Genomic DNA, 23863 nt, shown 5'->3' with positions numbered 1-23863 from the left:
TCAAATCTCTACCTGGGTACCGAGTTCGATAACCCGGTTCGGCGGGATCTCAAACTGGTCAGGCGCGCGCAGCGCATTACGCTGCAGCGCCAGGAAGAGCTTGCCGCGCAGGCGCAGATACCAGGGGCGTTTGCCCATAATCAGCGACTCGTGCGACATAAAGAATGACGTCTCCATCATCCGGCAGTTAAGCCCTTCCAGCCCGCAGCGATGGAAGATCTCTTCCACATTGGGCGTTTCGCGCCAGCCGTAGCTCGCCACCACGCGCCAGAAGGTCGGCGACAGCTGTTCGATGGCGACGCGACGCACGTTATGCACGTAAGGCGCATCCTCGGTGCGCAGCGTCAAAAAGACCACGCGCTCGTGCAGCACCTTGTTGTGCTTGAGGTTATGCAGCAGCGCAAAGGGGATCACGTTCAGCGCACGCGACATATAGACGGCGGTGCCCGGCACGCGCACCGGCGGCGATTTCTCCAGCGAGGCGATCATCGCCTCCAGCGAGTTGCCGTGCTCGTGCATCCGGCGCAGCAGGCGAAAGCGTTCGCTCTTCCAGGTCGTCATAATCAGGAACATGATCAGACCCAGACAGATGGGCAGCCAGCCGCCGGAGAAGAGCTTAATCAGGTTGGCAGAGAAGAGCGGCACGTCGATGCAGAGAAACAGCGTCAGTATCAGGCCGACCGCCAGCCGGTTCCAGTGCCAGTTTTTCACCGCGACGGTACAGGAGAGAATCGAGGTCAGCACCATGGTGCCGGTGACCGCGATACCGTAAGCCGCCGCCAGGTTGCTGGAATGTTCAAAGCTGATAATCACGATCAGCACGGCGAAATAGAGCACCCAGTTGATCATCGGCACATAGATCTGACCGGACTCCATCTCCGAGGTATGGATAATACGCATGCCTGGCAGATAGCCCAGACGCACCGCCTGGCGCGTCAGCGAGAAGACGCCGGAGATCACCGCCTGCGAGGCGATCACCGTTGCCAGCGTCGCCAGAATCAGCAGCGGGATCAGCGCCCAGTCCGGCGCCAGCAGGAAGAAGGGGTTTTTAATCGCTTTGGGATCGCTGAGCAGCAGCGCGCCCTGGCCGAAATAGTTCAGCACCAGCGAGGGCAGCACCACGATAAACCAGGCGATGCGAATCGGCATTTTGCCGAAGTGCCCCATATCCGCATACAGCGCTTCCACGCCGGTAATCGCCAGCACCACCGCGCCCAGCGCAAAGAACGAAATGGTTTTGTAGTGCACGAAGAAGCTGACTGCCCAGGAGGGATTAAGCGCCTGCAGCACTTCCGGGTTCTTCATGATGCCGGTAACGCCCAGCACTGCCAGCGTGGCAAACCAGATCAGCATCACCGGGGCGAAGAGTTTGCCCACCATGCCGGTGCCGTGCTTCTGGATCATAAACAGCAGCGTCAGCACCGCGATAGAGAGCGGGACGATAAAGGGATCGAGCGAGGGCGCCGCGATCTCCAGCCCTTCAATCGCCGACATCACGGAAATGGCGGGCGTAATCACCACTTCGCCATAAAAGAAGCTGCCGCCGATCAGGCCCATAATGACCAGCACCGCCGTGGCGCGCGCGCCGGTATTGCGGCCCGCCAGCGACATCAGGGTTAAAATGCCGCCCTCGCCGGCGTTGTCCGCGCGCATGACGTAGCTGATATATTTCAGCGACACCACCAGCAGCAGCAGCCAGAAAATCAGCGACAGAAAGCCGAACACTGCTTCGCGCTCAACGCCGAAACCAAACTGACCGGAGAGGCATTCACGCAAGGTATAGAGCGGGCTGGTGCCGATATCGCCATACACTACGCCAATCGCGGCCAGCGTTAACGCACTAAGTGATTGCTTGTTATCCGAGCTCATAGAGTTATCTTTTGTTGGAGCAGAGAGGCGCAACACCCCATCGCTCTTGCTGTCAAAAAGCGCACAGTATGCACCTGTTTTCTAAAAAACCCATCCCGCACTTTCATCAATGCCATTAGCGCTGACGATTTTTCTGGCGGCATTATGCGATGATTGGATTTTGTGACACAAAAAAAGCGGACGGCAATCAACGCTTTCACGCATCATAATCAGTAGAGTAGTGCGCCTGCCATAATAAGACGGCAGCAGTAACAGAAGGACAATGAAGTGATTATGGCTCAACCCCATCTTTTGGCAGAAAGAATTTCTCGTCTCAGCAATGCCCTCGAGAAGGGTCTGTATGAACGCCACGACGCTATTCGCCTCTGTCTGCTGGCGGCGCTGAGCGGTGAAAGCGTGTTTTTGCTTGGCCCGCCGGGCATCGCCAAGAGCCTGATCGCTCGCCGCCTGAAATACGCGTTTCAGAACGCCCGCGCGTTTGAATACCTGATGACGCGCTTCTCGACGCCGGAAGAGGTGTTCGGCCCGCTGTCGATTCAGGCGTTAAAAGATGAAGGCCGCTATCAGCGCCTGACGAAAGGCTATCTGCCTGACGCGGAGATCGTGTTTCTCGACGAAATCTGGAAGGCGGGCCCCGCCATCCTCAATACCCTGCTGACCGCCATTAACGAGCGCCGCTTCCGCAATGGCGACAGCGAAGAAAAAATTCCGATGCGCCTGCTGGTCACCGCCTCGAACGAACTGCCGGAAGCCGACAGCGGGCTGGAAGCGCTCTACGACCGCATGCTGATCCGTCTCTGGCTCGACAACGTGCATGAGAAGCAAAACTTTCGCAGCATGCTGACCCACCAGCAGGATGAAAACGCCAATCCGGTCGCGGAATCGCTGCGCATCAGCGACGAGGAGTATCATCAGTGGCAGCAGGGCATTAGCCAGGTCAGCCTGCCGGATAACGTCTTCGAGCTGATCTATCAGCTGCGCCAGCATCTGGAAACCTTGCCCGATGCGCCCTATATCTCCGATCGCCGCTGGAAAAAAGCGATTCACCTGCTGCAGGCAAGCGCCTTCTACAGCGGCCGCAGCGCCATCGCGCCAATCGACCTTATCCTGTTGAAAGATTGCCTGTGGCACGACGTCGCCTCTATGCAGGTGCTGGAGCGCGCCATTGACCAGCTGATGACGCAGCAGGCGTGGCAGCAGCAGACGCTGCTGCTCAGGCTGCAGCAGCTCAAGGCGCGACGCCTGGCGCTGCAGCAGCAGAGGAGCGTGGCGCAGGCGATCACGCTGGAAAAACACAGCGGCATGTTCAGCCGCAAGCCGCACTACGAGCTGCCTGACAGCCTGGCGGAGCCGCAGCTGACCCTGATGCTGCAACAGCCGCTGACGCTGCACGATATGCAGGTTACCCATGTGGTGATCGCCCGCGAGGCGCTGGAGCAGTGGTTGCTGAAGGGCGGCGACGTGCGCGGCAAGCTGAACGGCATCGGTTTCGCCCAGACGCTCGATCTGCTGGTGGACGCGCAGCACTGTCTGGCGCTGCGCGACGTCAGCCTGCAAACGGCGCGCCTGACGCTGCCCGGCGCCGTTGCGCACAGCGAACTGCCGGCTGAAATCAGCGAGGCGCTGGACGAGCTGGATACCCAGCTGCGCGCGCAGCGCCATCAGTTCAGCCAGCACCAGCGCTGTCTGTTTATCAGCGACGACTGGCTGGCGCGCATCGAAACCAGCCTGCAGGATGTGGCCGATCAGCTGAAACAGGCGCGTAAATGATCTCGCTGGAGACGCTCAGCGCGCTGCTCTCCATCGGCGAAGCCGAACTGATCGAAGAGCTGATCCTCGCGCTGCTCGCCTCCCCGCAGCTGGCGATCTTCTTTGAAAAATTCCCCGGCCTGAAGCAGGCGATGCTGCGCGACGTGCCGCGCTGGAAAGCGGAGATCAACGCCGAGCTGAAAGCGACGCCGGTACCGGAAACGCTGGCCGACGAGTTTCAGCTGTTTCAGCGCGCGCAGCTGCTCAGCCATCACGACTTCAGCCAGCAGCTGCCCGAGATACTCGAGGCGCTAACGCAGCTGCCTTCGCCCTTCCTGGAAGAGGCGCAGCGCCTGTTGCAGCATACCGACGCGCATCAGCTAAGCGGCGCGCAGCATACGCTGTTTCTGCAGCGCTGGCGTCTCAGCCTGACGCTGCAAACGCTGACGCTTAACGAACAGCTGCTGGAGCAGCAGCGCGAACGCCTGATGGCCGAGCTGCAGCAGCGTATGGCGCTGAGCGGCCAGCTGGCGCCGCTGCTGAGCGACAATGACGAGGCTGCGGCCGGTCGCTTATGGGATATGAGCAAAGCCCCGCTGCAGCACGGCGACTATCAGCTGATGCTGGAGTATGGCGACTTTCTGGCGCAGCAGCCGGAACTGCTGGCGCTGGCGCAACAGCTGGGCCGCAGCCGCGAAGCGAAATCGGTGCCGTCACAGGATGCGCCGCTGGAGGCTTTCCATCAGCTGGTGCGCGAGCCGGACGCGGTGCCCGAAGAGGTGAGCGGCATTCACCAGAGCGACGACGTGCTGCGTCTGCTGCCGCCGGAGCTGGCGACCATCAGCATCAGCGAGCTGGAGCTGGAATTTTATCGTCGCCTGGTGGAAAAACGGCTGCTGACTTACAAACTTCAGGGCGACGCCTGGCATGAAAAAGTCACGCTGCGCCCGGTCAGCCACCAGCAGCACGAAGAGCAGCCGCGCGGCCCTTTTATCGTCTGCGTCGATACCTCCGGATCGATGGGCGGCTTCAACGAGCGCTGCGCCAAAGCGTTCTGCCTGGCGCTGCTGAAGGTGGCGCTGGCCGATCGCCGCCGCTGCTACATTATGCTGTTTGCCCACGACGTTATCGGCTACGAGCTCACCGGCGACGACGGGCTGGAGCAGGCGATCCGCTTTCTCAGCCAGCGCTTTCGCGGCGGCACCGACCTCGCTGCCTGTCTGGCGGCCGTGGCAAAGCGTATGGAGGGCGCGCTGTGGCAGGATGCCGACGCCGTGGTCGTCTCCGACTTTATCGCCCAGCGCCTGCCCGACGAGATCGTCAGCCTGATTAAGCTGCGCCAGCTGCAACAGCAGCAGCGCTTTCACGCCGTGGCGATGTCGGCCCACGGCAAACCCGGCATTCTGCGCATCTTCGATCACATCTGGCGTTTCGATACCGGTATGAAAAGCCGCCTGCTGCGCCGCTGGCGGCGTTAGTCACAGGGCAGAAATCCCTATTTGCTATAGTGAATGTCCCGCTGTGTTTATTCAGCTAACGGAGTTCACTGTGACCATCGAACAACAACATCAGGCATTACCGGCGCCGACCCGTACGGTACGCCTTTCCGGCAGCAGCGTTGCAGAGAAACGCGCCGAGCTGCTGGCTTACTACACGCAAACCTGGGAACTTTATGAAAGCCTGTTCGATTGTCTTGCCGACGATCGCGCCTGGTTTACCAAAGCCATTACGCTGCGCCATCCTTTAATCTTCTATTTCGGCCATACCGCCTCTTTCTATATCAATAAGCTGATGGCGGGCCGCTACATCGACGCGCGCGTTGACGATCGCATTGAGGCGATGATGGCGATCGGCGTGGATGAGATGAGCTGGGACGATCTCGATGAGAGCCACTACGCCTGGCCCAGCGTGCAGGAGGTGCGGGACTACCGCGGCAAAGTGAAAAGCCTGGTGACGCGCTTTATCGAAACCATGCCGCTGACGTTGCCGATCGACTGGGAAAGCCCGGCATGGGTCATCCTGATGGGTATCGAGCATGAACGTATTCATCTGGAAACCTCCAGCGTGCTGATGCGCCAGCTGCCTGTCGAATGGGTTAAGCCGCAGCCGCAGTGGCCAGCCTGTCAGGAGGCGCGACGCGTACGCGACGGGGTGCCGACCAACAGCCTGGTCGCCATGCCTGGCGGCGTCGTGACGCAGGGAAAAAGCGACGATACCTACGGCTGGGACAACGAATACGGCAGCCAGACCACCGAACTCCAGCCGTTCAAGGCCAGCAAAATGCTGGTCAGCAATGCCGAGTTTTTCGAATTCGTCGCGGCGGGCGGCTACCAGCAGCGCCAGTACTGGGACGACGAAGGCTGGGGCTGGCGCAGCTTTGCCGAGGCGCAGATGCCGACCTTCTGGCGCGGCGACGCGCAACGTCCCGACGCGCTGAAGCTGCGCTTAATGACCGAAGAGGTGCTGATGCCCTGGGACTGGCCGGCGGAAGTCAATCAGCTGGAAGCCGCCGCGTTTTGCCGCTGGAAAGCAGAGCAGACCGGCATGTCCGTGCAGCTGCCGTGCGAGGCGGAATGGATGCAGCTGCGCGAGCAGGTCGAGGGCGATCAGCCAGAGTGGCAGCAGGCGCCGGGCAACCTAAACCTGGCCTACTGGGCCTCATCCTGCGCCGTTGACCGCTTCGCTCAGGGCGACTTTTTCGACATCGTGGGCAACGTCTGGCAGTGGACCACCACGCCGATCAACGGCTTTGAAGGATTCCGCGTGCATCCGCTCTACGATGACTTCTCGACGCCGACCTTCGACGGCAAGCATTCGATCATCAAGGGCGGCAGCTGGATCTCCACCGGCAACGAGGCGCTGAAGTCGTCGCGCTACGCCTTTCGCCGCCACTTTTTCCAGCATGCGGGCTTCCGCTACGTTGTCTCCTCCCATAAAGAATCGATGACGCTCAACCCCTACGAAACCGACGATATGGTGTCGCAGTATCTCGACTTCCAGTACGGCCCGCGCTATTTCGGCGTCGACAACTACGCTGAATCGCTGGTGGCGCTGGCGCTGCCCCACTGCGCGTCGCGCGGCAGCGCGCTCGATATCGGCTGCGCCACCGGCCGCGCCAGCTTCGAACTGGCACGCCATTTCGAACGGGTGATCGGGATGGATTATTCGGCGCGCTTTATCGACGTAGCGCTGCAGCTCGCTTCGGGCGAGGATTTCCGCTACGTAGTGCCGGAAGAGGGCGATCTGGTGGCCTATCGCCAGGTGCGCCTGAAAGATTTCGGTCTCGACGTCGAACAGGCGCGGCGCATTCAGTTCGTGCAGGGCGACGCCTGCAACCTGAAACCGCAGCCTGCTCAGTACGATCTGGTGCTGGCCGCTAACCTGATCGATCGCCTGCGTCAGCCGCAGCGCTTTCTACAGGATATCGCGCCGATGATACGCTCGGGTGGTCTGCTGCTGCTCTCCTCGCCTTATACCTGGCTGGAAGCCTTCACGCCGAAAGAGAACTGGCTGGGCGGCATCCGTGAAAACGGCGAGGCGCTTACCACCCTGCAGGCGCTGCAACGGCTGCTGGCAGCGGAGTTCGAGCCGATCGGCGCGCCGCAGGACAGGCCTTTCGTGATCCGCGAAACCGCGCGCAAGTATCAGCATTCGCTGGCTCAGGTCACGCTGTGGCGTAAGCGTTAATCCTGACGGCAGCGGCAAACGCCGCTGCCGGAGATTGCCTGCCACCGCTTTTTGCTGCACATTCTCCTCTGTTCAAAGAAGAAGAGCTGACATGAGGATGATATGGCCGAATCACTGCAACTGGACAACCTGGATCGCGGGATCCTGAATGCGCTGCTGGACAATGCCCGCACCGCTTACGCCGAGCTGGCGAAACAGTTCAACGTCAGTCCGGGCACTATCCATGTTCGCGTGGAGAAAATGAAACAGGCCGGCATTATTCTCGGCACCCGCGTGGAGATCGATCCGCGTCAGCTGGGGTTCGACGTCTGCTGTTTTATTGGCATCATCCTGAAGAGCGCGCGCGACTACCCTGCCGCGCTGAGTAAGCTGGAGGCGCTCGACGAAGTGGTTGAGGCCTGGTACACCACCGGACACTACAGCATCTTTATTAAGGTGATGTGCCGATCCATCGACGCGCTGCAGCAGGTGCTGATCAACAAGATCCAGACCATTGACGAAATCCAGTCCACCGAAACCCTGATCTCTCTGCAGAACCCGATCATGCGCACCATCAAACCCTGATCCTTTTTTTCTGTGCACAACCTTATCCCACGCGATCGCCGCCAGCGCCAACGGCTACGTTCGCGTCCTCATTTCTATTAACCCTGTTTTCCACAGGTGGATCACGGCTTGATCACAGCGTACAATGCTCGCCTTTATTCCGGGAGAGCATCATGGCCGACATTACTTTAATCAGTGGCAGCACGCTGGGCAGCGCCGAATATGTGGCCGAACATCTGGAAGAGAAACTGCAGGAAGCGGGTTTTTCCACGCAGCTGCTGCACGGCCCGGCGCTGGGCGAGCTGCCGCAGCAGGGAATCTGGCTGGTGGTGAGTTCTACCCACGGCGCAGGCGAACTGCCGGATAATCTGCAGCCTTTATATGAGGCGATTGCCGACACCCAGCCCGACCTGTCGGCGTTGCGCTTTGGCGCGATCGGTCTCGGCAACCATGAATACGATCTCTTCTGCGGCGCCATCCGTTCGCTGGACGCGCTGTTGATCGCTCGCGGCGCGCAGCGCATCGGCGAGCGGCTGGAAATCGACGTGCTGGAACATGAGATCCCCGAAGATCCGGCCGAAGCCTGGCTAAGCGGCTGGATGGCCCATCTCTGAGCGGATCCTTTGCCACAGGGGATCGGGTATTTCGCAGGATCCCCAGTTAAAACGTCTGTTTTTATTCGATCGCTTTCACTTTTTTTGTGGATAACTAGGCTTGATTGCTGCGTAAAACCGGTAGTTATCCCAAGAACAACCGCTGATGCTTTTGTGAGCTGTGCATAACTCGCTATTTTGATCCCAGCTTATACGGATCAGGATCACCGATCATTCACAGCAAAGGATCCTTGCTATCTGCCTGATAATTTCCAGCTTTTGACGCTTATCCACAGGCAGTCGCGATCCTAATAAAGAGATCTAACAGAAAGATCATATACAGAATAAAGATCCTTTCTTTTAAACCCGCAGATCCCGCCGCTTTCACCCTCGGCGGAATTTCAGTAGAATCCACCGCCCAGGGCAACGATCCCTGCCAGTTCATCAACGAGGTACCACTTCATGTTTTATCCAGATCCTTTTGACGTCATCGTAATCGGTGGTGGTCATGCGGGCACAGAAGCCGCGATGGCCGCTGCCCGAATGGGTCAGCAAACTCTGTTACTCACCCATAACATTGATACGCTTGGACAAATGTCCTGTAACCCGGCGATTGGTGGCATTGGAAAAGGACATCTGGTTAAGGAAGTGGATGCCTTAGGCGGCCTGATGGCCACGGCGATCGACAAGGCGGGCATTCAGTTTAGGATACTAAACAGCAGCAAAGGTCCGGCGGTGCGCGCTACCCGCGCGCAGGCGGATCGTGTGCTGTATCGCCAGGCGGTACGCACCGCGCTGGAAAATCAGCCCAACCTGATGATCTTCCAGCAGGCGGTAGACGATCTTATCGTCGAAAACGATCGCGTCGTTGGCGCCGTCACGCAGATGGGGCTGATGTTCCGCGCCAAAGCCGTGGTGCTCACCGTCGGAACCTTCCTCGACGGCAAAATTCATATCGGGCTGGATAACTACAGCGGCGGCCGCGCAGGCGATCCGCCGTCGATTCCGCTGGCGAAGCGCCTGCGTGCGCTGCCGCTGCGCGTCAGCCGTCTGAAAACCGGTACGCCGCCGCGCATCGACGCGCGCACTATCGATTTTTCCGTGCTCAGCCCGCAGCATGGCGACAACCCGATGCCGGTCTTCTCGTTCATGGGCGATGCCTCGCAGCATCCGCAGCAGGTTCCCTGCTGGATCACCTATACCAACGAGCAGACCCACGAGGTGATCCGCAATAACCTCGATCGCAGCCCAATGTATGCCGGGATCATCGAGGGGATCGGCCCGCGCTACTGTCCGTCGATCGAAGACAAGGTGATGCGCTTCGCCGATCGCAACGCGCATCAGATCTTCCTGGAGCCTGAAGGGCTGACCAGCAACGAAATTTACCCGAACGGCATCTCTACCAGCCTGCCGTTCGACGTGCAGATGCAGATCGTGCGCTCGATGAAGGGTCTGGAGAACGCGAAAATCGTTCGTCCGGGTTACGCGATCGAGTATGACTTTTTCGATCCGCGCGATCTCAAGCCGACGCTGGAGAGCAAATATATTCACGGGCTGTTCTTCGCCGGCCAGATCAACGGCACCACCGGCTACGAAGAGGCGGCGGCGCAAGGACTGCTGGCAGGACTCAACGCCGGACGCCACTCCGCCGACAAAGAGGGCTGGGCGCCGCGTCGCGATCAGGCCTACCTCGGCGTGCTGGTGGACGATCTCTGCACGCTCGGCACCAAAGAGCCATACCGCATGTTCACCTCACGCGCCGAGTATCGTCTGATGCTGCGCGAAGATAACGCCGATCTCCGTCTGACCGAAACCGGCCGTGAGCTGGGTCTGGTGGACGACGCCCGCTGGGCGCGCTTCAACCAGAAGCTGGAGGCGATTGAGCAGGAGCGTCAGCGTCTGCGCGATATGTGGGTCCATCCGAAGTCGGAAAACGTCGCGGAAGTGAATACGCTGCTCAATAGCGCGCTCACCAAAGAGGCAAGCGGTGAAGATCTGCTGCGCCGTCCGGAAATGACCTACGCTCAGCTTACCGCACTGCCGAGCTTCGGCCCGTCGCTGGCTGACGCGCAGGCGGCCGAGCAGGTTGAGATTCAGGTGAAGTACGAAGGCTACATCGCGCGCCAGCAGGAAGAGATCGATCGTCAGCTGCGCAATGAAAATACGCTGCTGCCGGCCGAGCTGGATTATCGTCAGGTCAACGGCCTGTCGAACGAAGTCATCGCCAAGCTCAACGATCATAAGCCGTCTTCGATCGGCCAGGCGTCGCGCATCTCCGGCATCACGCCGGCGGCGATTTCGATTTTGTTGATTTACCTGAAAAAACAAGGGCTGCTGCGCAAAAGCGCCTGACCTGAAACGGGGCGAGGCCGCTCGCCCCCGCTGACTGGATTTATGCTGTGATCACAAAACTCGCTTCGCTGCTTAAGGCAGCCGGTATTTCCCTCTCCGATCAACAAAAAGAGCAGCTGGTCGCCTACGTCGGCCTGCTGGATAAGTGGAATAAAGCCTACAACCTGACGTCGGTGCGCGATCCGCAGCAGATGCTGGTGCGCCATATTCTCGACAGTATCGTGGTGGCGCCTCACCTGAAGGGCGAACGCTTCATCGACGTGGGCACCGGACCGGGTCTGCCGGGCATTCCGCTCGCTATCGTACTGCCGCAGGCGCACTTTACGCTGCTCGACAGCCTGGGCAAACGCGTGCGTTTTCTCCGCCAGGTTCAGCATGAGCTGGGTTTAGCCAATATCACGCCGGTGCAGAGCAGGGTGGAGACATTTCCCTCCGAGCCGCCGTTCGACGGCGTTATCAGCCGCGCGTTCGCCTCGCTGCAGGATATGGTGAACTGGTGTCATCATCTGCCTTCCGCGCAGGGACAATTTTATGCGCTGAAAGGGGTACGCCCCGACGATGAAATCGCTAACCTGCCAGCCGGTTTTCGTCTGGTTTCTGTCGAGGCGCTACAGGTTCCTGAGCTGGACGGCGAGCGCCACCTGGTGATCATCGGACGCGAATAGCCTTAAACAACGCAGGGATTAAGGCGTTCACAGGCATTTGCCTTATTCAATGCGCTGCTCATAAAATCGGCAGTTGATTTCTCAGCACGCCGCGATTTTAAACGCGACGGCAGTGAAATAACGTTAACAGGCTTGCCGGAAATTATCCGAAAAGCTCTGTTACATTTAACTATTAATTCACATTTATTTATCAGGAAGATCACTTCCACCGCTTCTGCAGGGCGGGCAGATAATCACGCCGGAAAATATATCAGGGTAATAACTCTGCGTGCGTAATATCAATTTAACGTTCTTGCCACACTCTGTGATGTCAATCAGCTGTTTTTATCGAAAATAAGGTCAGCTTAAGGTGAAAAAAATATTATCCATCTGTTTTTAAAGGTTTTAATGGCGAATTAATAGACGTCACTATTGCTCGTCAGCAAATTTGAATAGTGGGGCAGTGTTTAGAATGTGATCTAAAGCACGCTTTAAACGCAAGCCAGAAGCCAAATTAGCGCGGCGCAGGTCCATAATTTCGCCTGGCAATCTTTGGAAAAATAGCCGTTCGGAAAGAAATTTAAATAATTGTTCACCTTTTGGCTACTTACGGATTGAAATCGCAGGTGCGGCCCGTATAATTTGCACGGCTTTTGCTGCTTGACTCGAGTGAGTAAAGGCAGTCTTATACGACACGCGACATACCCCTTATGGGGCAGGGGAGTAACAGCGCCATGTCAGTGTCTCTTTACAGTGTAAAATTCGCCCGAACCGTGCTGGCTATCCAGCTGGTGACTGTTGTCATCATCGGCGCTCTCTTTGCCCTGAAAGATGTCACCTGGGGCGTCTCTGCGCTGGCTGGCGGAGCGGCAGCCTGGCTGCCGAACGTGTTGTTCATGTTTTTAGCCTGGCGCCTGCAAGGGCAATCCCCGGCTTCCGGACGGGTTGCGTGGAGTTTCGCTCTCGGCGAAATCGGCAAGGTCATCGCAACCATCGTGTTGCTCATTGTGGCGTTGGGTGTTTTCAGGGTGGTTTTCTGGCCGCTCGGGATAACCTGGTTATCGGTGCTGGTGGTTCAGATGTTGGCACCGGCGGTAATTAACAACAAAGGGTAAAAGGCATCATGGCTGCAGGAGAAACTCAAACTCCTCAAGAGTACATCGGTCACCATCTGACGCATCTTCAGTTGGACCTGCGTACCTTCGAGTTAGTGAATGCTCACGACGCTCCCGCGACGTTCTGGGCATTAAATATCGATTCTATGTTTTTCTCTCTGGTGCTGGGATTCATCTTCCTGGTGTTGTTCCGCAAAGTGGCGAAGAGCGCTACCAGCGGCGTGCCAGGGAAAATGCAGGCTGCTATCGAACTGGTTGTCGGCTTCGTTGATGGCAACGTGCGCGACATGTACCACGGTAAAAGCAAACTTATCGCCCCGCTGGCTCTGACGATTTTCGTCTGGGTCTTCCTGATGAACTTCATGGATCTGCTGCCTATCGACCTGCTGCCGTACATCGGCGAGCATTGGTTGGGCCTGCCGGCGCTGCGCGTCGTGCCGTCCGCAGACGTGAACATCACGCTGTCTATGGCGTTGGGCGTATTTATTTTGATTCTGTTCTACAGCATCAAAATGAAAGGTGTAGGCGGCTTCGCGAAAGAGCTGACGCTGCAGCCTTTTAATCACCCGATCTTCATCCCCATCAACCTGATTCTTGAAGGTGTTAGCCTGCTGTCCAAACCGGTTTCACTCGGTCTGCGACTGTTCGGCAACATGTATGCGGGTGAGCTGATCTTTATCCTTATTGCCGGTCTGTTGCCGTGGTGGTCGCAGTGGGTGCTGAATGTGCCGTGGGCCATTTTCCACATCCTGATCATCTCGTTGCAGGCTTTCATTTTCATGGTCCTCACGATTGTCTATCTGTCGATGGCATCTGAAGAACATTGATTTTTTTCTCAACACTAAGCGTTTAACTGAAACAAACTGGAGACTGTCATGGAAAACCTGAATATGGATCTGCTGTACATGGCTGCCGCTGTGATGATGGGCCTGGCGGCAATCGGTGCTGCGATCGGTATCGGCATCCTCGGAGGTAAATTCCTGGAAGGCGCCGCGCGCCAGCCGGATCTGATTCCTCTGCTGCGTACGCAGTTCTTTGTTGTAATGGGTCTGGTGGATGCAATCCCGATGATCGCTGTTGGTCTGGGTCTCTATGTGATGTTTGCTGTCGCCTAAAGCCTGTCGCTCCTGGTTCATCATGGCACCGGGTGCGATGATGAACGGTTCTGCCGCTTATCGTTAAGATATCGGCAGAAAAGTTAACAACTTAATTAGAGGCATTGTGCTGTGAACATTAACGCAACAATCCTCGGCCAGGCCATCGCGTTTATCCTGTTCGTCGCGTTCTGCATGAAGTACGTATGGCCGCCGATTATGGCTGCCATCGAAAAGCGCCAGAAAGAAATTGCTGAAGGCCTTGCTTCTGCTGAGCGCGCGAAGAAAGATTTGGATCTCGCGCAGGCCAATGTGACCGACCAGCTGAAAAAAGCTAAAGAAGAAGCTCAGGTCATTATCGAGCAGGCGAACAAACGCCGTACTCAGATTCTGGACGAAGCGAAAACTGAAGCCGAGAACGAACGTAACCGCATCGTGGCGCAGGCGCAGGCTGAAATCGACGCCGAGCGTAAACGTGCCCGCGAAGAGCTGCGTAAGCAAGTCGCGTTGCTGGCAATGGCTGGCGCCGAGAAGATCATCGAACGTTCCGTGGATGAAGCTGCTAACAGCGACATCGTTGATAAACTGGTCGCTGAACTGTAAGGAGGGAGGGGCTGATGTCTGAACTGATTACTGTAGCTCGCCCCTACGCCAAAGCAGCTTTTGACTTTGCTGTTGAGCATCAAAGCATCGAGCGCTGGCAAAATATGCTGGCGTTTGCCGCGACCGTAGCACGCAATGAGCAAATGGCCGATCTTCTCTCTGGCGCGCTGGCGCCGGAAGCGTTATCGGCTTCTTTCATTGCCGTCTGCGGCGATCAATTAGATGAACACGGCCAGAACCTGATTAAGGTTATGGCAGAGAACGGACGTTTGACCGCGCTTCCAGCTGTACTCGAGCAGTTCATTCACCTGCGCGACGCCTATGAGGCGACTGCGGAGGTGGAGGTGATTTCTGCCGGTACGCTGAGTGACAGCCAGCTGACTAAAATCAGCGCCGCGATGGAAAAACGTCTGTCACGCAAAGTTAAGCTGAATTGCAAAATTGATAAGTCTGTCATGGCAGGCGTGATCATCCGTGCGGGTGATCTGGTGATTGATGGCAGCGTGCGCGGCCGTCTCGAGCGTCTGGCAGACGCCTTGCAGTCTTAAGGGGACTGGAGCATATGCAACTGAATTCCACCGAAATCAGCGAACTGATCAAGCAGCGCATTGCTCAGTTCAATGTCGTGAGCGAAGCTCACAACGAAGGTACAATCGTTTCTGTAAGCGACGGTATCATCCGCGTACACGGCCTGGCCGATGTGATGCAGGGTGAGATGATCGCCCTGCCGGGCAACCGTTACGCTATCGCCCTGAACCTCGAGCGCGACTCTGTCGGTGCCGTGGTCATGGGCCCGTACGCTGACCTCGCCGAAGGCATGAAGGTTAAGTGTACCGGTCGTATTCTGGAAGTGCCGGTCGGTCGCGGCCTGCTGGGCCGCGTGGTGAACACCCTGGGTGCGCCAATCGACGGCAAAGGCGCGATCGACAACGACGGCTTCTCGCCGGTTGAAGTGATCGCACCGGGCGTTATCGACCGTCAGTCAGTCGACGAGCCGGTTCAGACCGGTTACAAATCTGTCGATGCGATGATTCCAATCGGTCGTGGCCAGCGTGAGCTGATCATCGGCGACCGTCAGACCGGTAAAACCGCGCTGGCGATCGACGCGATCATCAACCAGCGTGACTCCGGCATCAAGTGCGTGTACGTCGCGATCGGTCAGAAAGCCTCTACCATCGCTAACGTGGTGCGTAAGCTGGAAGAGCACAACGCGCTGTCGAACACCATCGTGGTGGTTGCGTCCGCGTCTGAATCCGCTGCACTGCAGTACCTGGCGCCCTACTCCGGCTGCGCCATGGGCGAATACTTCCGCGACCGCGGCGAAGATGCGCTGATCGTATACGATGACCTGTCCAAGCAGGCTGTTGCTTACCGTCAGATTTCTCTGCTGCTGCGCCGTCCGCCGGGCCGTGAAGCGTTCCCGGGCGACGTGTTCTATCTCCACTCTCGTCTGCTGGAGCGTGCGTCACGCGTTAGCGCTGACTACGTTGAGCGTTTCACCAACGGCGAAGTTAAAGGTAAAACCGGTTCACTGACCGCGCTGCCGATCATCGAAACCCAGGCGGGTGACGTTTCCGCGTTCGTTCCGACCAACGTAATCTCGATTACCGATGGTCAGATCTTCCTGGAATCGAACCTGTTTAACTCCGGTATTCGTCCGGCGGTTAACCCAGGTATCTCCGTATCGCGTGTTGGTGGTGCTGCTCAGACCAAGATCATCAAGAAACTGTCCGGCGGCATCCGTACCGCGCTGGCACAGTATCGTGAGCTGGCGGCGTTCTCGCAGTTCGCTTCCGATCTGGATGACGCGACCCGCAAACAGCTGAGCCACGGTCAGAAAGTGACCGAGCTGCTGAAACAGAAACAGTATGCGCCGATGTCCGTCGCGCAACAGGGTCTGGTGCTGTTTGCTGCCGAGCGCGGCTACCTGAACGACGTTGAGCTGGCGAAAATCCTTAGCTTCGAAGCTGCACTGCTGGCGTTCGCGGACCGCGACCACGCCGAGCTGATGCAGGAAATCAACCAAACTGGTAACTACAACAACGATATCGAAGCGAAGCTGAAAGGCCTGCTCGACACGTTTAAAGCAACCCAGTCCTGGTAATGTCTGGCGGCCTGTCTGAAAAGGCAGGCCGCAAGGCTTTGAGGAGAAGCTAATGGCCGGCGCAAAAGAGATACGTAACAAGATTGGAAGCGTGAAAAACACGCAGAAGATCACCAAAGCGATGGAAATGGTCGCCGCCTCCAAAATGCGTAAAACGCAGGAACGCATGGCGGCCAGCCGTCCGTATGCAGACACCATGCGCAAAGTGATTGGTCACCTTGCGTTAGGGAATCTGGAATACAAGCACCCTTACCTGGAAGAGCGCGACGTTAAGCGCGTCGGCTACCTGGTCGTTTCGACTGACCGCGGGCTTTGTGGTGGTTTGAACATTAACCTGTTCAAAAAATTGCTGGCGGATATGAAAGCCTGGTCCGATAAAGGCGTGCAGAGCGATCTGTCGATCATCGGTTCCAAAGGTCTGGCGTTCTTCGGCTCCGTAGGCGGCAACATCGTGGCGCAGGTCACCGGCATGGGAGACAAACCTTCCCTGTCCGATCTGATCGGCCCGGTAAAAGTGATGCTGCAGGCTTACGACGAAGGTCGCATCGACAAGCTGTATGTCGTCAGCAACAAGTTCAATAACACCATGTCTCAGACTCCGACCATTACCCAACTGCTGCCGTTACCGCCAGCGGAAGGTGAAGAAGAGATGAAGGCGAAGACCTGGGATTACCTGTACGAGCCCGATCCGAAAGCGCTGCTGGATACCCTGCTGCGTCGTTATGTCGAATCGCAGGTTTATCAGGGTGTGGTGGAAAACCTGGCCAGCGAACAGGCCGCGCGTATGGTGGCGATGAAAGCCGCAACCGACAACGGCGGAAATCTGATCAAAGAGCTGCAGTTGGTATACAACAAAGCTCGTCAGGCCAGCATCACCCAGGAACTCACCGAGATCGTCTCGGGAGCCTCCGCGGTTTAACCAGGTAAGAATTAGGTAGAGGATTCAAGATGGCAGCTGGAAAGATTGTCCAGATTATCGGCGCCGTAGTTGACGTCGAATTCCCTCAGGACGCGGTACCGCAAGTGTACAACGCCCTTGAGGTTCAGAATGGTGATGCTCGTCTGGTGCTGGAAGTTCAGCAGCAGCTGGGCGGCGGCGTGGTTCGTACCATCGCCATGGGTTCTTCTGACGGCCTGAAGCGCGGTCTGGAAGTTGCTGACCTGAAAAAACCGATCCAGGTTCCGGTGGGTAAAGCCACCCTCGGCCGTATCATGAACGTGCTGGGCGAGCCGATCGACATGAAAGGCGACATCAAAGAAGAAGACGGCAGTGCAGTAGAGATCTCCTCTATTCACCGCGCGGCGCCTTCTTATGAAGACCAGTCCAACTCGCAGGAACTGCTGGAAACCGGCATCAAGGTTATCGACCTGATGTGTCCGTTCGCCAAGGGCGGTAAAGTCGGCCTGTTCGGCGGCGCGGGCGTAGGTAAAACCGTAAACATGATGGAGCTGATCCGTAACATCGCGGCTGAGCACTCAGGTTATTCGGTATTTGCCGGCGTGGGCGAGCGTACTCGTGAGGGTAACGACTTCTACCACGAAATGACCGACTCCAACGTAATCGACAAAGTTGCGCTGGTGTATGGCCAGATGAACGAGCCGCCGGGCAACCGTCTGCGCGTGGCACTGACCGGTCTGACCATGGCGGAAAAATTCCGTGACGAAGGCCGCGATGTTCTGCTGTTCATCGACAACATCTATCGTTACACCCTGGCCGGTACGGAAGTTTCCGCACTGCTGGGTCGTATGCCGTCAGCGGTAGGCTACCAGCCGACCCTGGCTGAAGAGATGGGCGTGCTGCAGGAGCGTATTACCTCCACCAAGACCGGTTCAATCACCTCCGTACAGGCCGTTTACGTTCCTGCGGATGACTTGACTGACCCGTCTCCGGCGACCACCTTCGCCCACCTGGACTCAACCGTTACCCTGAGCCGTCAGATCGCGTCTCTGGGTATCTACCCGGCCGTTGACCCGCTGGATTCCACCAGCCGTCAGCTGGATCCGCTGGTGGTTGGCCAGGAGCACTACGACGTTGCGCGCGGCGTGCAGTCTCTGCTGCAGCGTTACCAGGAACTGAAAGACATCATCGCCATCCTCGGTATGGACGAGCTGTCTGAAGACGACAAACTGCTGGTGGCTCGCGCGCGTAAGATTCAGCGCTTCCTGTCTCAGCCGTTCTTCGTAGCGGAAGTCTTCACCGGTGCGCCAGGTAAATACGTTACGCTGAAAGACACTATCCGTGGCTTTAAAGGCATTATGGACGGCGAGTTCGACCATCTGCCGGAGCAGGCTTTCTACATGGTCGGCGCTATCGAAGAAGCCGTGGAAAAAGCGAAGAAACTGTAATAACGGTTTCCCGGGAGGACAGATATGGCTATGACTTATCACCTGGACGTCGTCAGCGCAGAGAAACAGCTGTTCTCTGGCCTGGTGCAGAAAATTCAGGTGTCAGGTAGCGAAGGCGAACTGGGTATTTTCCCTGGTCACGCGCCGCTGCTGACTGCCATCAAGCCTGGAATGATCCGTATCGTGAAGCAGCACGGCGAAGAGGAGTTTATCTACCTCTCTGGCGGCGTGCTGGAAGTGCAGCCGGGCAGCACCACCGTTCTGGCCGATACCGCTATCCGCGGTACCGACCTGGACGAGGCGCGTGCGCTGGAAGCGAAACGCAAAGCAGAAGAGCACATGAACAGCAGCCACGGCGACGTGGACTATGCTCAGGCCTCTGCGGAGCTGGCGAAAGCCATTGCTAAACTGCGCGTGATCGAGCTGACCAAAAAAGCGATGTAATCAGGCTTTATGCGTCACGAAATGCCAGCCCTACGGGCTGGCATTTTTTTTGCCCGCGCTTCAACCCGCGCGCGCCTAATTTCGACCTGAGAAAAATGTAGTAATCTCAGGGGTAAACCGTTTAACTTTCGCATGTCAAAAACTCTGTCAGGATGGTTATGTCTAACAGCGCAATGAGCGTGGTGATCCTTGCTGCCGGCAAGGGAACCCGTATGTATTCCGATCTGCCCAAAGTTCTGCATACCCTTGCAGGCAAACCCATGGTTCAGCACGTGATCGACGCCGCAACCGGCCTCGGCGCGCGCCATATTCATCTGGTCTACGGCCACGGCGGCGACCGGCTGAAGGCGACGCTGACCGAGCCGTCGCTCAACTGGGTGCTGCAGGCGGAACAGCTCGGTACCGGCCACGCAATGCAGCAGGCCGCTCCCGCATTCGCTGACGACGAAGATATTCTGATGCTCTACGGCGACGTGCCGCTGATCTCTCAGGAGACGCTGCAGCGTCTGCGCGACGCCAAACCTGAAGGCGGCATCGGCCTGCTGACGGTGGTGCTGGACAATCCCAGCGGCTACGGGCGCATCGTACGCGAAAACAGCGCCATCGTCGGCATTGTCGAGCAGAAAGACGCCACGCCCGATCAGCTGAAGATCACCGAAATCAATACCGGCATCCTGATCGCCAACGGCGGCGATCTGAAGCGCTGGCTGGCGCAGCTCACCAATAACAATGCGCAGGGCGAATACTACATCACCGATATCATTGCGCTGGCGCACCAGGATGGGCGACAGATCAACGCGGTGCACCCGGCGCGCGTCAGCGAAACCGACGGCGTTAACAACCGCCTGCAGCTGGCGACGCTGGAGCGGGTTTATCAGAGCGAACAGGCGGAAAAACTGCTGCTGGCGGGCGTGATGCTGCGCGATCCGGCGCGCTTCGATCTGCGTGGCGTTTTGCGCCACGGCCGCGACGTCGAGATCGACGTCAATGTCATTATTGAAGGCGAGGTCAGCCTCGGCGACCGCGTGAAAATCGGCGCGGGCTGCATCATTAAAAACAGCGTTATTGGCGACGATTGCGAAATCAGCCCCTATTCGGTGATCGAGGATGCGAACCTCGCCGCCGACTGTACCGTCGGGCCTTTCGCCCGTCTGCGTCCAGGCAGCGAGCTGGCGCAGGCCGCCCACGTCGGGAACTTCGTCGAAATGAAGAAGGCGACGCTGGGCAAAGGTTCGAAGGCGGGACATCTGAGCTATCTTGGCGACGCGGAGATAGGCGCCAACGTCAACATTGGCGCGGGCACCATCACCTGCAATTACGATGGCGCGAACAAATCCAAAACCATTATCGGCGACAATGTCTTCGTCGGCTCCGATACGCAGCTGGTGGCGCCAGTCAGCGTGGCGGCGGGCGCGACTATCGCGGCGGGCACCACGATAATGAAAGACGTTACCGAGGCGTCGCTGGTCTACAACCGCAAAGAGCAGAACAGCAAAGCGAGCTGGCAGCGTCCGGCGAAGAAAAAGTAATTTTTAGCAGCCAGCCGCGTGCTGGCCGCCGCAGTAACACAATAATAATCCCCACTCTCTACAAGGCTCGGGGAGCCCGGCAAAGCCGGTTATCAGGTCGTATGACAACGAAAGATGGTCGAAAGCCATCAGGTCAGGAATAACATTTATGTGTGGAATTGTAGGTGCAGTAGCGCAGCGCGATATCGCAGAGATTCTGCTGGAAGGGCTGCGTCGCCTGGAGTATCGCGGTTATGATTCGGCCGGTCTGGCCGTGGTTGATCGTCAGGGGCACGTGACGCGACTGCGTCGCGTCGGCAAAGTGCAGATGCTGGCGGAGGCTGCCGAGCAGCAGCCGCTAATCGGCGGCACCGGCATCGCTCATACGCGCTGGGCAACGCACGGCGAACCGTCGGAGGCCAACGCGCATCCGCATGTCTCCGGGCAGATCATCGTGGTACATAACGGCATTATCGAAAACCATGAGCCGCTGCGTGAAGCGCTGATCGCGCGCGGTTATCGCTTCGCCTCCGAAACCGACACCGAAGTAGTGGCGCATCTGGTGCACTGGGAGCAGAAACAGGGCGGAACGCTGCGCGACGTCGTGCTGCGCGTCATTCCTCAGCTGCGCGGCGCCTATGGCATGGTGATCATGGACAGCCGCGATCCGTCGCTGCTGGTGGCCGCCCGTTCGGGCAGTCCGCTGGTGATTGGTCGCGGCGTCGGCGAAAACTTTATCGCCTCCGATCAGCTGGCGCTGCTGCCGGTGACGCGCCGCTTCATCTATCTGGAAGAGGGCGACATCGCCGAGATTAGCCGTCGCGACGTCACTATCGTCGATCGTGCGGGCAACGCGGTGCAGCGCGCCGAGATCGAATCAAGCGTGCAGTATGACGCGGGCGATAAAGGCGTGTATCGCCACTATATGCAGAAAGAGATTTACGAACAGCCGATGGCGATTAAAAACACCTTAACCGGTCGTTTCAGCCATGGCGAAGTCGATCTCAGCGAGCTGGGGCCGCATGCCGAAGCCCTGCTGAGCCAGGTCGAGCATATTCAGATCATCGCCTGCGGCACCTCGTACAACTCCGGTATGGTAGCGCGCTACTGGTTCGAATCGCTGGCGAATATTCCCTGCGACGTCGAGATCGCCTCTGAATTCCGCTACCGCAAATCCGCCGTGCGCAAAAACAGCCTGCTGATTACCCTGTCGCAGTCCGGCGAAACCGCCGATACGCTGGCGGCGCTGCGTCTGACCAAAGAGCTGGGCTACCTCGGTTCGCTGGCGATTTGCAACGTCGCGGGCTCTTCGCTGGTGCGCGAGTCGGATCTGGCGCTGATGACCAAAGCGGGCACCGAAATCGGCGTCGCCTCGACCAAGGCTTTTACCACACAGCTTACCGTACTGCTGATGCTGGTGGCGAAAGTGGGCCGCCTGCGCGGCATGTCGGCGGAAACCGAGCATGAGATCGTGCACGGCCTGCAGGCGCTGCCGAGCCGCATCGAACAGATGCTGGCGCAGGACAAGCGTATCGAACTGCTGGCGGAAGATTTCTCCGACAAGCACCATGCGCTGTTCCTCGGCCGCGGCGATCAGTATCCGATCGCCATGGAAGGGGCGCTCAAGCTGAAAGAGATCTCCTATATCCATGCGGAAGCCTACGCCGCTGGCGAGCTGAAGCATGGTCCGCTGGCGCTGATCGACGCCGATATGCCGGTGATCGTAGTGGCGCCGAACAACGAGCTGCTGGAAAAGCTGAAGTCCAATATTGAAGAGGTGCGCGCGCGCGGCGGTCTGCTGTACGTGTTTGCCGATCAGGACGCCGGCTTCAGCGACAGCGACGGCATGAAGATTATCTCTCTGCCGCACGTGGAAGAGGTGATCGCGCCTATTTTCTACACCGTGCCGCTGCAGCTGCTTTCTTATCACGTCGCGCTGATAAAAGGCACCGACGTGGATCAGCCGCGTAACCTGGCGAAGTCAGTAACGGTAGAGTAAACAAGCGGGCCCGAAAACGGGCCCTTTTACTTTTTGTTCGCTGTCATATAACTGTCATATTTCCTACATTTCACTGTCATCAAACTGTCCTATTTTCCCTCCTGCAGCAATCACTGACTCCAACTACAACGGCTCCGAGCCTGAGATTAACTCCCCTGGAGGGAACATGACACTGATGCGTAGCACCGTAGCCCGAATCCTTACCGCCACTCTCGCCGTAAGCGCGGTTTCTGCCTTTGCAGCCACCGATCTGACGGGCGCGGGCGGGACTTTCCCGGCGCCGGTTTATGCCAAGTGGGCAGCAGAATATCAGCAAGCCACCGGTAGCAAAATCAACTACCAGGGCATTGGTTCATCCGGCGGCGTTAAGCAGATCATCGCGAAAACCGTGGATTTTGGCGCGTCAGATGCGCCGATGAAAGATGAAGACCTGCAGAAAAACGGCCTGTTTCAGTTCCCGACCGTCATCGGCGGCGTCGTATTGGCCGTCAACATCCCGGGCGTGAAATCAGGCGAACTGACGCTCGACGGTAAAACCGTCGGCGACATCTACCTGGGCAAAATCAAAAAGTGGAACGACGCGGCGATCACTAAGCTGAACCCGGGCGTGAAACTGCCAGATACCAACATCAACGTGGTGCGCCGCGCGGATGGCTCCGGCACCTCCTTCGTCTTCACCAGCTATCTGGCGAAGGTCAACGAAGAGTGGAACAGCAAAATCGGCAAAGGCAACACCGTTAACTGGCCGGCTGGCCTGGGCGGCAAAGGCAACGACGGCGTCGCGGCGTTCGTACAGCGTCTGCCGGGTTCAATCGGCTATGTCGAATACGCCTATGCCAAGCAGAACAACCTGACCTACACCAAACTGGTCGATGCCGACGGCAAGCCGGTCGCGCCGAGCGAAACCAGCTTCTCCAACGCGGCGAAAGGCGCAGACTGGAGCAAATCCTTTGCTCAGGACCTGACCTTCCAGAAAGGCAACGATGCCTGGCCGATCACCTCAACCACCTTCATTCTGGTTTACAAAGATCAGGCTAATGCCGAGAAGGGCAGTGAAGTGCTGAAGTTCTTCGACTGGGCGTACAAAAACGGCGATAAAACCGCGACCAGCCTGGATTACGCCACCCTGCCGGACAGCGTAACCCAGCAGATCCGCGACGCCTGGAAGGCCAATATCAAAGACAGTTCTGGCAAAGCGCTGTACCAGTAAGCG

At 57.9% G+C, this 23863-nt stretch carries 20 protein-coding genes; 19 read left to right on the top strand and 1 reads right to left on the bottom strand.

Translation table 11 applies throughout. The features are described 5' to 3' along the window. Positions 1 to 1869 (bottom strand): low affinity potassium transporter Kup, encoded by a 1869-nt coding sequence (gene kup / locus B3229_RS09650; protein ID WP_033755365.1) that lies wholly within the window; start codon positions 1867 to 1869, stop codon positions 1 to 3. A gap of 273 nt (positions 1870 to 2142) precedes the next feature. Here kup and ravA point away from each other — a divergent pair, with 273 nt between their 5' ends. From ravA to pstS, 19 genes are all read left to right on the top strand, one after another. Continuing rightward, a complete protein-coding gene (gene ravA / locus B3229_RS09645; RefSeq protein WP_277268627.1) occupies positions 2143 to 3639 on the top strand; it encodes an ATPase RavA in 1497 nt (498 codons plus the stop codon). Next, positions 3636 to 5096: an ATPase RavA stimulator ViaA gene (gene viaA / locus B3229_RS09640; protein ID WP_096072291.1), complete on the top strand. Its 1461-nt coding sequence runs from the start codon at positions 3636 to 3638 to the stop codon at positions 5094 to 5096. Before ravA ends, viaA begins: the two co-directional genes overlap by 4 nt. Before the next feature lie 70 nt (positions 5097 to 5166). Next, positions 5167 to 7305 carry a 5-histidylcysteine sulfoxide synthase gene (gene ovoA, locus B3229_RS09635; protein WP_048781244.1) on the top strand — a complete coding sequence of 713 codons (2139 nt, stop codon included), beginning with the start codon at positions 5167 to 5169 and terminating at the stop codon, positions 7303 to 7305. Positions 7306 to 7407: 102 nt separating this feature from the next. Further along, entirely contained in the window at positions 7408 to 7869 is a 462-nt protein-coding gene (gene asnC, locus B3229_RS09630) for a transcriptional regulator AsnC (protein ID WP_033755376.1), read from the top strand. Between the two features lie 152 nt (positions 7870 to 8021). Then, the gene (gene mioC, locus B3229_RS09625) at positions 8022 to 8462 is read left to right on the top strand and encodes an FMN-binding protein MioC (protein ID WP_286870449.1); all 441 of its coding nucleotides are present in this window, start codon (positions 8022 to 8024) and stop codon (positions 8460 to 8462) included. A 441-nt stretch (positions 8463 to 8903) separates the two neighbouring features. Then, complete coding sequence (mnmG, locus tag B3229_RS09620; RefSeq protein ID WP_286870448.1) at positions 8904 to 10793, top strand: tRNA uridine-5-carboxymethylaminomethyl(34) synthesis enzyme MnmG; 1890 nt, start codon at positions 8904 to 8906, stop codon at positions 10791 to 10793. A gap of 47 nt (positions 10794 to 10840) precedes the next feature. Continuing rightward, positions 10841 to 11458 (top strand): 16S rRNA (guanine(527)-N(7))-methyltransferase RsmG, encoded by a 618-nt coding sequence (gene rsmG / locus B3229_RS09615; RefSeq protein WP_286870447.1) that lies wholly within the window; start codon positions 10841 to 10843, stop codon positions 11456 to 11458. Positions 11459 to 12171: 713 nt separating this feature from the next. Then, entirely contained in the window at positions 12172 to 12552 is a 381-nt protein-coding gene (gene atpI / locus B3229_RS09610) for a F0F1 ATP synthase subunit I (protein WP_048781264.1), read from the top strand. 8 nt (positions 12553 to 12560) lie between these two features. Next, positions 12561 to 13379 (top strand): F0F1 ATP synthase subunit A, encoded by an 819-nt coding sequence (gene atpB / locus B3229_RS09605; RefSeq protein ID WP_048781248.1) that lies wholly within the window; start codon positions 12561 to 12563, stop codon positions 13377 to 13379. A 48-nt stretch (positions 13380 to 13427) separates the two neighbouring features. Then, complete coding sequence (gene atpE, locus B3229_RS09600; protein WP_003849523.1) at positions 13428 to 13667, top strand: F0F1 ATP synthase subunit C; 240 nt, start codon at positions 13428 to 13430, stop codon at positions 13665 to 13667. 111 nt (positions 13668 to 13778) lie between these two features. Next, positions 13779 to 14249 (top strand): F0F1 ATP synthase subunit B, encoded by a 471-nt coding sequence (atpF, locus tag B3229_RS09595; protein WP_033755393.1) that lies wholly within the window; start codon positions 13779 to 13781, stop codon positions 14247 to 14249. Positions 14250 to 14263: 14 nt separating this feature from the next. After that, positions 14264 to 14797: a F0F1 ATP synthase subunit delta gene (atpH, locus tag B3229_RS09590; protein WP_033755396.1), complete on the top strand. Its 534-nt coding sequence runs from the start codon at positions 14264 to 14266 to the stop codon at positions 14795 to 14797. Positions 14798 to 14811: 14 nt separating this feature from the next. Next, positions 14812 to 16353: a F0F1 ATP synthase subunit alpha gene (gene atpA / locus B3229_RS09585; RefSeq protein ID WP_048781249.1), complete on the top strand. Its 1542-nt coding sequence runs from the start codon at positions 14812 to 14814 to the stop codon at positions 16351 to 16353. Between the two features lie 52 nt (positions 16354 to 16405). Beyond that, positions 16406 to 17272, top strand: a complete 867-nt coding sequence (atpG, locus tag B3229_RS09580; RefSeq protein WP_048781250.1) for a F0F1 ATP synthase subunit gamma — start codon at positions 16406 to 16408, stop codon at positions 17270 to 17272. Positions 17273 to 17301: 29 nt separating this feature from the next. Then, positions 17302 to 18699 (top strand): F0F1 ATP synthase subunit beta, encoded by a 1398-nt coding sequence (atpD, locus tag B3229_RS09575; RefSeq protein ID WP_033755405.1) that lies wholly within the window; start codon positions 17302 to 17304, stop codon positions 18697 to 18699. Positions 18700 to 18723: 24 nt separating this feature from the next. Beyond that, positions 18724 to 19143 (top strand): F0F1 ATP synthase subunit epsilon, encoded by a 420-nt coding sequence (locus B3229_RS09570; RefSeq protein ID WP_033755408.1) that lies wholly within the window; start codon positions 18724 to 18726, stop codon positions 19141 to 19143. Between the two features lie 158 nt (positions 19144 to 19301). Further along, positions 19302 to 20672 (top strand): bifunctional UDP-N-acetylglucosamine diphosphorylase/glucosamine-1-phosphate N-acetyltransferase GlmU, encoded by a 1371-nt coding sequence (gene glmU / locus B3229_RS09565; RefSeq protein WP_048781251.1) that lies wholly within the window; start codon positions 19302 to 19304, stop codon positions 20670 to 20672. Between the two features lie 148 nt (positions 20673 to 20820). Then, positions 20821 to 22650 (top strand): glutamine--fructose-6-phosphate transaminase (isomerizing), encoded by a 1830-nt coding sequence (glmS, locus tag B3229_RS09560; RefSeq protein WP_048781252.1) that lies wholly within the window; start codon positions 20821 to 20823, stop codon positions 22648 to 22650. Between the two features lie 166 nt (positions 22651 to 22816). Further along, the gene (gene pstS, locus B3229_RS09555) at positions 22817 to 23860 is read left to right on the top strand and encodes a phosphate ABC transporter substrate-binding protein PstS (RefSeq protein WP_033792963.1); all 1044 of its coding nucleotides are present in this window, start codon (positions 22817 to 22819) and stop codon (positions 23858 to 23860) included. Positions 23861 to 23863: the final 3 nt, after the last annotated feature.

Source organism: Pantoea sp. UBA5035 (assembly GCF_002415245.1).
Lineage (GTDB): Bacteria > Pseudomonadota > Gammaproteobacteria > Enterobacterales > Enterobacteriaceae > Pantoea > Pantoea septica.
This window is presented reverse-complemented; position numbering and strand designations above follow the sequence as displayed.